The sequence below is a fragment of the Sodalis sp. CWE genome (assembly GCF_019646055.1).
Classification (GTDB): domain Bacteria; phylum Pseudomonadota; class Gammaproteobacteria; order Enterobacterales; family Enterobacteriaceae; genus CWE.
On sequence record NZ_JAESFE010000002.1, the window covers coordinates 72400 to 88025 of the forward strand.

8 protein-coding genes are annotated in these 15626 nt (G+C 26.5%); 6 read left to right on the forward strand and 2 right to left on the reverse strand.

The annotated features are described in order from the left end of the window. Window positions 1-43 precede the first annotated feature (43 nt). Both sufB and sufA read right to left on the reverse strand, forming a co-directional pair. Entirely contained in the window at window positions 44-1576 is a 1533-nt protein-coding gene (gene sufB, locus JK145_RS02575) for a Fe-S cluster assembly protein SufB (protein ID WP_220665320.1), read from the reverse strand. Between the two features lie 13 nt (window positions 1577-1589). Continuing rightward, window positions 1590-1961 (reverse strand): Fe-S cluster assembly scaffold SufA, encoded by a 372-nt coding sequence (sufA, locus tag JK145_RS02580; protein ID WP_370627593.1) that lies wholly within the window; start codon window positions 1959-1961, stop codon window positions 1590-1592. Between the two features lie 2536 nt (window positions 1962-4497). On the opposite strand from sufA, the gene JK145_RS02585 reads away from it, so the two are divergent. The 6 genes from JK145_RS02585 to JK145_RS02610 all read left to right on the forward strand — a co-directional run bounded on the left by JK145_RS02585 (window position 4498) and on the right by JK145_RS02610 (window position 14873). Further along, window positions 4498-5286, forward strand: coding sequence for an SDR family oxidoreductase (locus JK145_RS02585; RefSeq protein ID WP_220665322.1), 789 nt, complete (start codon window positions 4498-4500; stop codon window positions 5284-5286). Between the two features lie 2446 nt (window positions 5287-7732). After that, window positions 7733-8335, forward strand: coding sequence for a GTP cyclohydrolase II (gene ribA / locus JK145_RS02590; RefSeq protein ID WP_220665323.1), 603 nt, complete (start codon window positions 7733-7735; stop codon window positions 8333-8335). A 3454-nt stretch (window positions 8336-11789) separates the two neighbouring features. Then, window positions 11790-12557: a YciK family oxidoreductase gene (locus tag JK145_RS02595; protein ID WP_220665324.1), complete on the forward strand. Its 768-nt coding sequence runs from the start codon at window positions 11790-11792 to the stop codon at window positions 12555-12557. Between the two features lie 421 nt (window positions 12558-12978). Further along, window positions 12979-13152, forward strand: a complete 174-nt coding sequence (locus JK145_RS02600; RefSeq protein ID WP_220665325.1) for a hypothetical protein — start codon at window positions 12979-12981, stop codon at window positions 13150-13152. A 383-nt stretch (window positions 13153-13535) separates the two neighbouring features. Continuing rightward, window positions 13536-14297 carry a YciC family protein gene (locus JK145_RS02605; protein ID WP_255555808.1) on the forward strand — a complete coding sequence of 254 codons (762 nt, stop codon included), beginning with the start codon at window positions 13536-13538 and terminating at the stop codon, window positions 14295-14297. A gap of 36 nt (window positions 14298-14333) precedes the next feature. After that, window positions 14334-14873, forward strand: coding sequence for an inner membrane-spanning protein YciB (locus JK145_RS02610; RefSeq protein ID WP_220665394.1), 540 nt, complete (start codon window positions 14334-14336; stop codon window positions 14871-14873). Window positions 14874-15626 lie beyond the last annotated feature (753 nt).

Sequence of the window (15626 nt, forward strand, 5' to 3'; positions counted from 1 at the left end):
TAGCGATATCAAGTGTTTTTAGTATGGTAAATTCGAAGCTTTTTTAACCTATACTTTGTTCTAAATTAATAGCCAATAATTTTTGCGCCTCTATGGCGAATTCTAGTGGAAGATTAGTAAATACATCTTTGCAAAATCCATTAACAATCATCAAAATTGCATCGTCATTACTAATTCCACGCTGTCGGCAGTAAAAAAGTTGATCATCGCTAATGCGAGAAGTAGTCGCTTCATGTTCTAATTGAGCAGTATTTCCATGTACTTCTATATATGGAAATGTATGTGCACTACACTTGCTGCCAATTAGCATTGAATCACACTGAGTAAAATTACGTGCGTTAGTAGCAGTTGGAGTAATTTTTACTAATCCGCGATAGGTATTTTCACTACATCCAGACGAAATCCCTTTAGAAATAATAGTAGAATGAGTATTATTTCCAATATGGACCATCTTAGTTCCGGTATCGGCTTGTTGCTTACCATTTGTAAGTGCAACTGAAAAAAATTTTCCAATCGAATTATTTCCAAGAAGAATTACACTCGGATATTTCCAAGTAATAGCTGAGCCAGTTTCAGATTGAGTCCAAGACATCTTAGAATTTTCTCCTTTGCATAAGGCGCGCTTGGTTACAAAATTTAAGATACCTCCTGCTTCTTCAACATTTCCAGCAAACCAATTTTGTACCGTAGAATATCTTACCTCAGCGTTTCTTAGGAGAATGACTTCCACCACTGCTGCATGCAACTGATAACTATTACGAATTGGTGCTGAACACCCTTCAATATAACTAACAAAGCTGTCTTCGTCAGCAATTAAGATTGTTCGTTCAAATTGACCAGTTTCAGTGGCGTTAATTCGAAAATAAGTAGATAATTCCATTGGACAACGAACACCCTTTGGAACATAAACAAATGTCCCATCAGAAGCAACTGCCGCGTTAAGTGCAGCAAAAAAATTATCATTGGAGGGTACTACACTTCCAAGATATTTACGAACTAATTCGGGATGCGTACGGATAGCTTCGTTAAATGAACAAAAAATAATCCCGTGTTTTGCTAATTTGTTACGATAAGTAGTGGAGACCGATACTGAGTCAAATATTGCATCTACCGCTACTTTACTACCTTCTCGTACTGGTATACCAAGTTGATCGAACGTTTTTTCTACTTCTGTAGTAAGATACTGTTTTACTTGCTTTGTCTTATACTTGACATCTTCTTGTGTTGCAGCGTCCGACTGTAAATCAGGAGTGTCATTACAAACATCTTTACACAGTGGTGCCGAGTAATAGCTGTAGTTATTATAATCTATTGGTTTGTACTTTGCTTTTAACCAATGCGGTTCTTTCATATTTAACCAAGATCGATATGCATTAAGACGAAACTCTAACATCCATGTTGGTTCGTCACGTTTTTCTGAAATTGTTTTTATTACTTTTTCATTAATACCACATGATAATTTATCAGTAGCTAACCGAGTATAGAAACCTTCTTTATAAGAAGGAGAACTCCCTTTCGCTACAGATCGTGTTAAATTAATTATTTCTTGAATTTTCACATCGTTTTTTTTTGACATAAAAACCCCTTGCTTAAAGAGCAAAACTCTCTCCGCAACCACAAGCGTGTTTAGCTTTTGGATTATTAAATTTGAACATATGGTTCAATCCTTCTTTTACATAATCTAATTCTGTACCATCAACAAAAAACATTGCTTCTATCGGTACATACAACTTAGCGCCATCGTATTCATAAATTTGATCATTTTTATCAATATTAATCACTTTTTCTATTTTGTAACTAAAACCTGCACATCCAGATTTTTTAACGTTAAGTCTTAATCCTAATACATTTGGTTCATTTTTTATTAATTTTTTAATTTGATGAGCAGCTGAATGAGTCATTTTTAAACCACACCAGCTGCTTTTTTTAGAAGAAAATATTTTGATTTTTTCATTATTTATTTTTTGCACTTTTATTCCTCACAAATACTAGTACTCTGATGAGTTCACAATCTATTAAAAATACACTGCTTAAATATCAACTTCTAAAGTTAACCGTATTTTAGAGACTGTTAAAGCGTAATTATTATTTTTTGGACAATAAAAACACGTAACAAAGATGCATACTCAATCATTATTCATTAAATAATAGTGGTCTTTTTAAGAAAGTGTCAGTCTTGTTTTCTATCTTACTAGCTTTTTATTAAAAAATTTAGTGAAATAAGTTGCTTCTTTGGACTTTCATATAATCATTTTTATATTTTATTTTAAAGTTTAAAATCATCACACTAGGTAGACTGTACGCATTTATTGTATTTTCTTTTTAAGAAGGGATCATTATAACGATTATTTGTAAGTTTAATGTCATTCTAACTGAAGTCTTTATACTAGCACGATAAAAATATCAAGTCAACAATACGACTGAATTGTTAATCTTCATCAAAATTTGACAGATAAAAAAATTGAAGTAGATTTACTGCATTTGAATTGAAGCTTGTCGAAAAATTTAGGTATTACCAACAGTATGATAACATCATAATTGAACTATAAACGGAAAAATATTACCAATAAAATAATCTAACGTGGATACTGTTTATACTGTTTGGTAGTGACTATAAATCCTGTTAATAACAATCTTTATTAGAAAGAATTTGAATAGAAACACTAACTCCTTCTTCTTTAGAGAAAAAGGAGTTAATTTATTATCAATGTTTTAAAAACTGTAAAAACTTATATGATTCTATCCTTTTTTTTGCTACATAAGAGTTTTATGCTTTTTCCTTATTGCAAGTAAAAATACTACCACCCATAATTATTAACTCAATTTCTATATTGTCATATATAGTTGTTCATCTAAGTTCTTAAGTTTGTACATAGTACAAAACTTGTAAGAGAAGAGCGTTACAGATAAAAAATCTGGCTAGCAATAAACATTCTTCTAATAATTTTAGAAAAATCGCTTCTTAAGAGTTACATATAAGCATATTAAAATGTAACTAATAATAACTATAAACCAGACTTCTTCTTAAGAAGAGTTTATTGTAATAAATAAAAAGAATAGTACAAATTGTCTTTACAATAAAAAAAGTGCTAATCAAAAATAGAATTTTTGACGAATGTTTTTCTTTGCATAAAGAACTAGTGATGTTTTATTTATGATAAGTTTTTTCATACATTCATAAATAAATAATTTTATTAACAATTTTTCGAATCGAAACGGTTCAATAAAGAATAACATAAACTGTAGATGTGTTTTTTGATTAAAGTGTATGTTTGGACAATAGTTATGTCATAGTCACACGAAATTTTTTTTGAAACAAACCTTCTAACTGTGGATTTTTGAACAAAAAGCAATCAAACTGAAATTAATAAAATCTCATTAATGCATATTCTATACCTGCATTTTTCTAAATTCTAACTGGAAAATATTAGAATATTTCAGTAATAATTTTTATGTAAAAATGTACATTCAAAGTTCGTAAAATTTAGTTTATAACGAAAATCTGTTTTCTTAAAAAGAAGAAATACCATTATCAATTAAGAATTTAAATAAATGTTAGTTTGATTACTTATCCTTTTTTCCAACAAAACTGAAAGGTTTATTTCTATAAATAGAAAATAAATTTTAATTTTCTATGCGTTAAGGCTAATTTTTGTTAGTCACGAAAAATATATGCAAATTAAAAAAAAGAAATTAGAATAGAATATCTTATTGTAAATAATTGAGTAACAAGTAAAATTACTTTCTAAAAGAAAAATCATTAAGAATTATATATTCAGTAGTGTGAAAAATTTAGTTGAATTTGCTTACATTGTACTAATAGTAAGATTCATATAAATTTAATTTGAATAAAAATTTGCAAATACAAAATAAATAAAGTAAAGCATTAAAGGATGTTTTTAGATTTAAAAATTTTTCTAGAAAAATTAGCATAAAATAAGTAACATTGTTAATAATAATTGTTTACTGTATAAACTTTCAATGAATTTATATTCAATATTTTATCACTTTTTATCATAAAAGAGTTTAAGATCATCGAAATAAAGCTTTGTCTTTAAGATTGTGTTTTTCTGCATAGAAAAAGGATCCCTAACTAATTTTGAAAGGTCGCCAAAATCAAACTACGTTTCATGTATTTTATTGCACAAGTCGTTCTGCTATGAAAAATAGAATTATTAGTTTTTAATTAAAAAAAATATGCATAATTGTTTTAGTTGATATTAACTATTTATTTCTTAATAAGAGTAATACTTATTTGATAAATTTTATTACCTCTTCCTTCACTTTTTTTGTTCATTAATTTTTCTATGCAGATAGTTAAATAGGTAAAATTTAACATCTTAATTTATGTACAAAAATAACTTTAACTGTTAGAATAAAAGAATGTGTATGCATCCTTTCTTCTAAAAACGAATTTACTTTATTAAGATTTCAGTCGAACTTAAGGTAATTTTTTTAAAAATTGCATTTTGAATAAAATGCTATCGAGATAATAAAATGGGTTTTCTCACTGGTAAACACATTCTAATAACTGGTATTGCTAGTCACCGTTCGATTGCGTATGGCGTTGCTCAAGCTATGCATCGAGAAGGTGCACAATTAGCTTTTACTTATCAGCATGAGAAATTAAAATCCAGAGTAGAAGAAGTTGCTGCTAGTTTTGGGTCCAAAATAGTATTATTGTGTGATGTGACCAAAGATATTAGTATCAGCAATTTATTTATTTGTTTAGCTGAAGTTTGGCCGACTTTTGATGGTTTTATACATGCTATCGCTTTTGCACCTAGCGAACAATTATGCGGCGACTACGTTAAAACAGTAACTCGAGAGGGTTTCTCTATCGCACACGAAATCAGTGCCTATAGTTTTGTTGCCATGGCCAAAGAAAGTCAAAAAATGCTTAGTGCGAAGTCCTCTCTAGTCACTTTGACATATCTTGGAAGTAAGCGCGTCGTTCCTAATTATAATGTTATGGGTCCAGCTAAAGCTTCCTTAGAAGCTAATACTCGATATATGGCTAGCTCTATGGGGCCAAAAGGTGTTCGGGTAAATGCTATTTCTTCAGGCCCCATTCGAACCTTAGCAGCTTCCGGAATTAAAAATTTCAAGAAAATGTTATCCCATTGCGAATCTGTTGCTCCTATCCAGCGTACCGTAAATATTATAGATATTGGCAATGTTGCTGCTTTTTTATGTTCTGACCTGTCTGCGGGTATTACAGGGGAGATAATTCATGTAGACGGTGGCTTTAATATTACCGTTATGAACGAATCTTTCTCAAATTAACAAAAACAAAAGTTTTTATAACAAAAATAAATAAGAAAATTTATATTTTTAATAGCTACTATTATTTCTAATAGAGGTTTCACTTCGCGCATAAATATTGAAAGCGATGCTTGTTAAATTATAATTTGTTTAATTAAATTTTATTGATTTTTTATTAAAGTTTATGAAGTCAAAAGATCTTTTATTTTCAAAATCAAAATTTATCACTTTAAGGATAGATTTCAAAAAAAAATATTATTAGTGTAATTTGCTATATAAATAATGATTGTTATGATTTCTTATATTGAAGGAAGATATGATCTTACGTTTTAAATATAATCTGCACGTATACACTTGTATTATACTACTAATAAATTGTATCATTCATTCATTGGTTATTAACATAATAGTATAGGGATATTACAAAAAACAAACTTCCTTATTAGGAATTAAACTGTTCATAAGTTAATCGTATTAACATGCATCTATATTTTATAATCAGAAAAATATCCTCTTTTACTGGGAAAAGACAGTTCTTCAAAACATAGCCAAATGACTTTTCTCTATCTTTTTTATTGAGTATTTATTCAAATAAATGCTCTTACTTCTACAGTAGTAAGATAAAATCGTTACAATGATGATGACATATTTTAAATTGAAGATAGCGTATTTTGTTTGGTAGGACTTGCAAATAAAAATATCTTTCTTTCAGAAAGAAATCCTCTAATCTAATTTTTAATTAGATAACGGCAATTAGTGTATTGTTGGAATTTTTTATAAAATAGTTTTATTTTCAATAATTTTATTTATTTCAAGATTTTTTACAACCTCAAACAGTCTCAGCTTTTTTACAAAAAGTAATATTAAGGTGTTCATAAAAGGAATTAAATAACATTTATTGTTGATAAAAACTGTTTTTACAGAGTAAATAACTTAACAATTTTTTAGAAAAAGTATTTGTCAATAATGTATAAATAATATTTGAAAGTTTCACTTTGTTCAATGAATTTGCTAGGAAACGATTTTTTATTTAATTTTTTATTTACTTATTTAAGAATGTAGGTCCTTAAAATCTTACCGAAGTAGATATACTATTATTTTGATAAGTTAGGTTAGATTTTTAGTATTGTAACTTTCATTTAATCATGAAAAATCCTATTGTAAAATTTACGTTTGATCAAAAAGGTAACCTGAGAGTTTTAAAATTTCTTTCTTAAAAAGAAAAACGTGAACGTAAATAAAAAAGTTTTTACGCAATGCAAAATTCTCATCTATAACTTCTTCTTTCAAAGAAAGCTTGGAATAAAACTGGATCTCCTCCGTGATAACAGAGATTTATTACTTTTTCAAGTAAAATGAAAGAATCTCACTCATCTTTACTTCTCTTTAATGAAGAGCTAGCTTTTTTTAAAGCCTATTGTACTTAGTTATTTTTTTATTATTAGATGAGTCTACAATGGTAAATCTAACATATTGATTTTTAAATCATTTCTGTTTTTCCAATTAGTTAAAAATAATCTAAAGCAATTGTTAATTTTTTAATTTGTATACATGGCGAAAAAAAAAGATACTGTAAATGCAACCTAATTCTTTTAGATCTATCAACTTTTTAAGTACTAAAAATAAAGTATTTATTTGTTTTAAATTAATTTATTTCATTAAGAATTAATTATTTTCTCTATATTTTTTCTATTAAAAATCTTTACTGTCATTGATTTTTTATCAAATTATATATAGCAATTCGTAAGAATTTGACTATAGGTTGATACTAACAACATCTCTTTTAAAGAAAAGAAAAGGATTAGCTTTTTTAAAGTCAGAAATAGAAATATAAAAAACCTCTTAATAAAATAAGCTAACCATCAGAAATGTGTTTCTAAACATTTTCTTGATTAATAGACGAAGAAAAAAGACTTATTATCCTATAATAAAAACTAAAATAATTCAATCATTGATTTAAAACAATTATAAATTGTTTCTCGACAATTTATTTATTCTTGAATGTACAAATAAGTATTCATCGCTTTAAGGGTTAGTTTTTTTATTTAGTTTTTTAATTAAAAAATTTTTTATAAAAACTTTGTCGTCAATTAGATAGCAAAAATTCAGCATTTAGTAATTCTTCTGATTTGCGGAAGAATTTCATATTAAGAATAATTAGACTTATTTATTTGACTGTTAAAATTTATTAATCAAAATTCTTTCACTAAAGTAACTATCAACCAACATAGAATTCTCTGTTTTTTTAATAAAAATTACTTAATAACATAGTTAAAAATCACCTTCTAAATTACATAAAAGTTTATTGATTGTATCAAGTAGCCATACAAAATTCCTCTTTATTAAAGGATCTTGTGGCAAGATATAGCTAATAAGAGACATTAGATTTGTTTTCTATTCGTTATTATTTCAACTAATAGCGAATTAAGTCAATTTAAAAATATTGTTTTTGATGATGGAGAGTAACATGCAACTTAAACGTTTAGCAGAAGCGAAACTACCAACATCTTGGGGTGATTTTTTGATGATTGGATTTGAGGAAATTGCTACCGGAAATAATCATTTAGCGCTTCTTTATGGTGATATTAGTGGTTCATCTCCTGTATTAGCTCGTATTCATTCTGAATGTCTTACTGGAGACGCTTTATTTAGTTTGCGATGTGATTGTGGTTTCCAATTAGAAGCAGCGTTTAATTACATTACTAAAGTAGGAAGAGGAGTTTTATTATATCATCGTCAAGAAGGTCGTAATATTGGTTTATTAAATAAAATTCGAGCGTATGCTTTGCAGGATAGAGGAGCTGATACAGTCGAGGCAAACCAGCAGCTTGGTTTTGCTGCAGACGAGAGAGATTTCACTTTATGTGCGGATATGTTTAAATTGTTAAATATTGAAACGATACAATTGTTAACAAATAATCCGAAAAAAATTGAGGTATTAGCTAAAGCTGGAATTAATATTAGTGAGCGACTGCCTTTGGTAGTCGGTCGAAACTCGAAAAATACTCGTTATTTAGATGCAAAAGCCACCAAGATGGGACATTTATTTAATATTCCTCCTATTAAATAAATAGAAAATTTATTGTTCACTAATTAAAATTTATATAATTGTATAGAAAAAATAATAACATTACTTTCATAGCGAAATAAATTTATTCTCTTTCCCTGAGAGGGGAAATTGATTTTTTAGTTTCTAGCAACTCCTTGTTTAAAAAGGGACATTTAAATTAAGTAAAATCTCCTGTTAAGGGATTTCAATATATTGAAAATCTATAATGAATTTAAAAATCTCTAATTCTGATAAAAAGATTTATTTTCTTTTTTTATATTAAAGTATATCGATTTTCCAAAAAGAATTTTTTGTCTAAATAAGATATAAACAGAAATAGTTTTAATGAAAAAATTTAGTTATTTCATTTTTACTATGATTAAGTAATTTTTAATTTTTATAACTAAATAAATGCTTAAACAACAAAAATTATAAAAATTGTTGTAGATTGCGTACTTTTTTTTGAACTTCTTAATTGAATTATTACTCAAAGAGCTAAAAATTTAGATCTTTCATATTTTTTCAATGTACCGTGGTAGAATTTTTGTCGACAGTTATCGGTCTCGCCTATAATTTAGGTTATTTCTAATGAAAATAACAAAGCAAGTATTCAAAACTTTTAAATTTTTAAATTAATTAAAATTTATTGTTATTAACAGCAATTCTCTAGTGAAGAGATTTTATTAAAGATTTCTTTGCAACCATTTTATGGCAAATCTCTCTTTTTTGTAAGGGAAAAGTAACAATTATCAAATATTAAAAATTTTAACTAAAAATACTTCCAGTTCTAATTAGAATTAAGACTATCAAATGGTTAAATAGATAAACAGGCCTTAATTTTTATCTTTATCAACTGATGAAACTAAATTTATTTTTATATTATTAAAATATATGGGCCATTTATGCAGTAAATACTCTCTTTTGGTGTCCTTCTTAATGAAGGTATTTTTATATTTAATAAGTTAGTAATCAATCAATTAATAAATATCCATAAATATTAGGGTTTAAATTTTTCAAGCATTAAACCTATTTACTAAATTTTATTTTTAGTTCTTTCATAAGGAACTTTTTGCTTTCAAAGTAAAAGATCTTTTTTTGAGAGAGAATAATTTTTCGCTATGATTCATATATTTAATTCAATTAAAACAATTTTTAAATAAAAATAATTCAATTAACCTGTCTAATAAATAAGTTAAATTGATCTTTATAATACTTCTAAATAAAGTAGCTTCTATTTTAGAGTACCTAATAACAAATAATTAAAATATCTGCACTTGAACGAAGATAAATAAAATGCTCGTCACTGTTGATCATCTGATGAAGTAGAAAAATCGATAAATTTTTAAATTAAGATAATTAAAAAAATTTTATATTGTCAGGTTTAAGAGACTATATTAAAAATTTTTCAACTGAGCAGCATAAGAATCATAAAAAAATTGATGTTAACAAACAAATTAAATCTATCCTTTAATATACAATTGTAAACTAAATCAGAATTAATCTTTTTTATGATTGGAAGTTTATTATAAGATTTCACCAGAAAAATAATTTTTGATCTAAAATTTTAGTAAAGCAAGTAAATTATATCTATCTTGCAAAGGATTATGGTTAGGAAGAAAAGATATTGACTTGCGTTTAAAAAAAATAGATTGCTAAGATGATTAAAATCATCTCAGCCTGATTGAGTAGTGAAATTACGTATAGTGTGATCATTCAAGTTTTTTAAACAACTGAGTAAATTTAATATTAATCAAGTTGATAATCAATAAGCTAAGCGATCCACCAAGTACGTATGGCAAGACATGATACTTTCTATTCTGCAAAGAAGAATTTCTTATAACTTTTCATCAAAAGAGTGTAATTAGTTTTTGTTTTATTAAAAGTAATAACACGAGCAGAAAATCAGAAATTTTATCCAAAAAAGATATTGAACGCTTCCTATTAATCTGTAAATAAGAAAAAATAGAAGCGCTGATTATGCATAACTAATGAGAAAAAACCTTTTATTTTAATTAAAAAACAAAAAACCCACGTGATAATTTAGACACTAAAAATGCAAAGGACATAGTTAGTTTTTATAATAAGAAGTTCATTTTGTAAACTACTTATATCATTGGTCACATCAATATTACAATAAGAAAGGAACAAAAAGTTAAAACAAAGTATAAAAATAACGACATTGGTACAATATTTATAAGAAATCTACATGTGCATTGAGCAAATTAGATTAAGTTAAAATATTTATTTATGGTAATAAATACGTTTTAAAGAATTAAAGATTCTTTAACAACTTATATAAGTAAGATAAACTATTTAGAAATAGCTTATGAAGCAATATTTTATCACATAGTGTACAATGCAAAATTTTATTTTTTCTTTAGAAAGAGAAAAAATCAGAAATATCATTCTCACAAACAGAGAAAAAGAATTTTTCTAAGTTCTTATCTATTATTAACATTTCCTAAAAACATATAAATTAATTTCATAATTATAACATCTAGAAAAAATAAATTCCTTTTAAGAACAAAAGGAAAGTGGCAATTATTAACCATCTTTAATCACTTTTAAAATAAAGAAACACTTCACAAAAACTTAGTTTTTAAGATAGAATCTTTTTTCTTAACCAAGAAGATATACAAAACAACAATTAGTAATTTTCATCTTCTATACTAACAAGATTTCTTTTTTATTTTTTATTAAAATTAAAAATGACGATAAATCAGTACTATTAATCTAATTGTTTAATTTGTTTGGATAAAACAAAAGCTTTGATTTTTAACTAGTGAAATAAGCTTTTCAAGTAAAAAGGCTATCTACTTTAGTATCGACTATATTGTCAATGCTGAAATTTTTCAGTAAAACTAAGTTTATACGTAGTACGTCATATGCTTTATTAAGTTACAATTTAACTGGTTCAAATTTTTACATATTTTTAAATATAAATTTAACAACTAATATTTTTAATACTAACATCTAGATAATAAAATTTTCTAACAGCAAAGCTTTTTATGTAAATAAAGTTTACAGGATAAACATGCTTACTGGTTATAAGTAAATTTTTAGAATTAATAAATTTCAGAATATTAAATTTTAATTAGTTAAAAAATTAACGAACCTCTTTGTTTAAGATAGACTTAGCTTGAATTTCCTAGTAAGATGTTTTATGCATTGAACATTTTAAATTTTTAATTAGTTAAATATATTCAGTTACATATCAATTAAATAATAAACAGTTTTTCTATTAATTGTTTTTTTTGAAACACAAACTGTGTTTTGTTTGTTTTTGACTAAAAATTATTGTTAACAACTGTTTGATGCAAGTTATATAGCGATTTTTTGCTTAATTTTTTAAAAAAGTTTATCTTTTGCGCGATTAACCGTAAACGAAGACTGAAATAGGTTTCAAGAAATAAGTTTTAATTATAAAAAAATATTACTGAAACTAATAATAATTAATAAGAAAACATACAATATTATGGGTTACTATCCAAAACATAATTTTTTAAAAAATAAAAACATTCTAGTAACCGGTGCAGGAGCTGGTATTGGTCGCGAAGCTGCTTTGACTTATGCTTTTTATGGTGCAACTGTTCTTCTTCTTGGTAGAACAGAAAATAAATTAAATGAAGTAAAAAGAAAAATTGCTAAAATGGGAGGCAACGAAGCACATGTATTAGTCTTTGACTTATCTTGTAATAATCCAGAGTCTTATCAATTTCTTGCTGAAGATTTATTCAATAGTCATTCGTATTTAGATGGTTTGTTAAACAATGCTGCTCTATTGGGAGAAATTGCTCCAATGTCTAAACAGACCCCTTCCCGTTGGTTAGAAGTTATAGCAGTAAATGTTAATGGAACCTTCATGCTAACACAGGCGCTTTTACCTTTATTGCTTAATAGCAATAAAGGGTCATCGATAATTTTTACCACTTCTAGCGTAGGTCGAAAAGGTCGTGGACATTGGGGGGCTTATTCAGTATCCAAATTTGCTACTGAGGGTATGATGCAAGTCTTTGCAGAAGAATACTGTGCACATACACTACGAGTTAATTGCGTTAATCCTGGAAGAACTCAAACCAATATGCGTGCTAGTGCTTGTCCTACGGAGAAAAGTAGTCAACTGAAAAACCCAGCTGATATTATGTCTATTTATCTCTATTTAATGGGAGATGATAGCCAATCAAAAACTGGAATCAGCTTTGATGCACAGTCTTTCGACTGTGATTTAAGCAAATTTATTTAGTTAAACTGCTTATTATTTCTAATAAGCCATAGTTCTTCTCTATAAAGAGACTTTTTTTTAATAAAACTGATGCATTTAAAATTCATTATTTTTTAGCTTAATGATTTTCAATCTTATTTAAATATTAAGATGATTTGGTTTTTGACGTTGCACATCTTCATGAAAATCAAACTTTAACTTAAGTTTAGTAAGACTAGACTTAAATAATCTTGAGCATTGATAGGTACTTATTTTTACATTGGACTAATGTTTTACTTTCTTAAAAAGAATTTAGTTTTGACGATTGAGTCAGTGAATACTTTATTTTTTTATTTTGGTTAGCTTGATAAATTAATTAAAAAAATCAAAAACGTATTATACCTGATTTAACTTTTCGAAATCTATATGATCCCGTTCTTTTTTTAGGAAACAATAACTCTTAATGTTAGCAGAGAATAAAATAGCTGCCTTTAAAAGTAAACAACAAATAAAGGCAGCTGCAGCGAGAGAGTTCTTCACTAAAAGAAGAAATCTCGATAAACAAATTAAATTAATTATTTTGCAATTACAAATGTGTTTTCTTTTTATAAAGAAAGAAAATAAATCAATTGGCTAAATTGTTTGTAACTAAATAAGATTTAATTTAATTAAGAGTTGTTTTTTTCTACGAAAAATTTTAAAAACAGCTCGTAATTTACATTACGCGCTCTTAGCGGAGAGATTATTTTTTCTAAAATCTGACTTTTATGTTTTATTTAATCTGAAAAATCACTAAGGGAATGATGTATCAGCATAAATGATATATATTATCAGCGTTAAATTAAATTTTTTAAGCTGTTTTATAAATTTAGTTAAATTGAATTGAAAATTGGATTAACAGTACTTTTACTAGCTCAAAAGCAATAAGTTTATTTTCAATAATTAAAATTTTAACTTAAATTAAGTTATAAACTTATTGCTTGTTAAATTAAAAAAATTATTTTTTTTGAGGAATTTTATTTGCTAATTACAGCGAAAATTTTGTGTTACGATATGTTAAATTTCTTTCGTAACCAATTTACGTACGTTTTTTCATGCGTTCTACTAACATCACTGGCGAGCACTGCATTAAGATATATTTTTTCTCCATTATACGAACAGTTAGTAAATATAGACATACAATCGTCTGCGGTTAATGTTAACGTTATTAACATTAGTTTTATACAGTCCGTACGACAATTGTCGTTGGAACAACAATTGATACTCCTAAAGGCATCTTTAGCTAGTTTTTTTTCAAATTTAGTTGGGAGTGCTTTATTGATAGGCGGATTATTGACAGTGATACATCAAATATCTAATTATCATATCTTCGATATACGCAGAGTTATTATTCTATCAGTAAAAATAATCCCTCGACTAGTATTGCTTATTTTTCTTATTACTTTGTTGGTCCAATTTGGTCTTTTGCTAATTATTGTACCAGGTATCTTTTTAGCTATTGTTTTTAGTTTAGCGCCAATCATTTCTATCAGGGATAGTTTAGGTATTATTAAATCAATGCATTTGAGTTTTTATTTAGTAATTAACAATTTTCGACTGTTGTCACCGGCGATTTTATTTTGGTTATTAGCAAAAATTATAGTATTAATTTTTGCTATGCAATTTACTTTATCGCAATCATTAACAGGCCTCTTTTTATTAACTGGACTCAGCAATTTAGTTTCTTCTTTACTATTAATCTACTTATATCGTTTATATATGCTATTATGTCCAGCAAAGTAAAAACTAGTACATATTTAGTTGGATTATATTTATTTTATGCAGCAGCTTTTTGATTTTTTATTTTTAGGATGTTTTTTCCTTATTTATAAGTTTTACGGCATCTATTATGCAACTGGCTCATTAGCTATTACTTCTTTGATGAAATTAATATATATGAGTTTTCGCTATCAAAAAATAAAAAAAACGGCTTTAGTCGTATTTTTAATAGTGATAATTTCAAGTTTGCTAACGCTGTATTACCATAATGAAGATTTTATTAAATGGAAGGGAACAGTAGTTTGTTTTTTTCTATCTATAATTTTATTAATTAATCAGTTTATATTTAAGAAGCCATTTATTCAATTTAAATTAAATAAGGAAATCCATCTACCGATTTATATCTGGACTAATTTAAGTATTCTTTGGGCGATATTCTTTTTTATTTGTGGTGCAATAAATGCCTATGTTGCATTTTATTTTTCACAGAATGTATGGGTTAATTTTAAAGTTTTTGGTATCTCTGGATTAACACTATTATTTTCATTGATCAGCGGAGGTTATATTTATATTCAAATGAAGAAAAATAAAAATGGATAACATTTATCACTAATTTTATTTTAGTGTTAAATTATAACAAACGCTTAATGCCTTTTTCAAAGGGATCTTAAAAGTAAATTTTGATTTAAAGTGCTCGATATCTGTTAGGCTTGTCTAAACGTGTAGATTAACTGTCTTAAAAAGATTTAATTTTTTAGTAAAAAAGCTTTCCTGGAACAGGAAGGCGAATTGAAATTCAAATTTCAACTGATTTGATTTAATATCTAAACTTAAATTTAGTTGGAGAAACTTCTGTTATTAATAATAATTAGGAGACAACTTGGTTATTAAGTAAGTTATTAAAACCATGTATTCTTTAGGTTTTTTAATCGACAAATTTAATGAAATCTAACTGATTAGAATCAATCTTACAAGAAAGTTCTGAAATGAAAGTTAATACTTTATTAAAGTCGGTAATCTTTTTAAAAAAAGCATATGGTTAATGTCTCTATCTATTACAGCTATCGTTAAATTGGTACATAGTTAAAGTGTTTAAAAATTCTAGCTAAATTGAAATTTACTAAATTGGTAGAATCATGATCGCATTAACTCATCCATTTTAAAAACTAGCTATTTTGAGTCTTACCTTAAAAAGGGATTTTTTTGTCTTCCACAATGATTAATTAATTTATAATCTGCATCAAATTCTTTGATAAGAAAAAATGGAAATTTTGGTTTATGTAATGACCCTTCTAGGTTAGAAAGATTTTTTCTTCTGATTTAAAGAAAAGCATATAAATAAAATCGTCACTA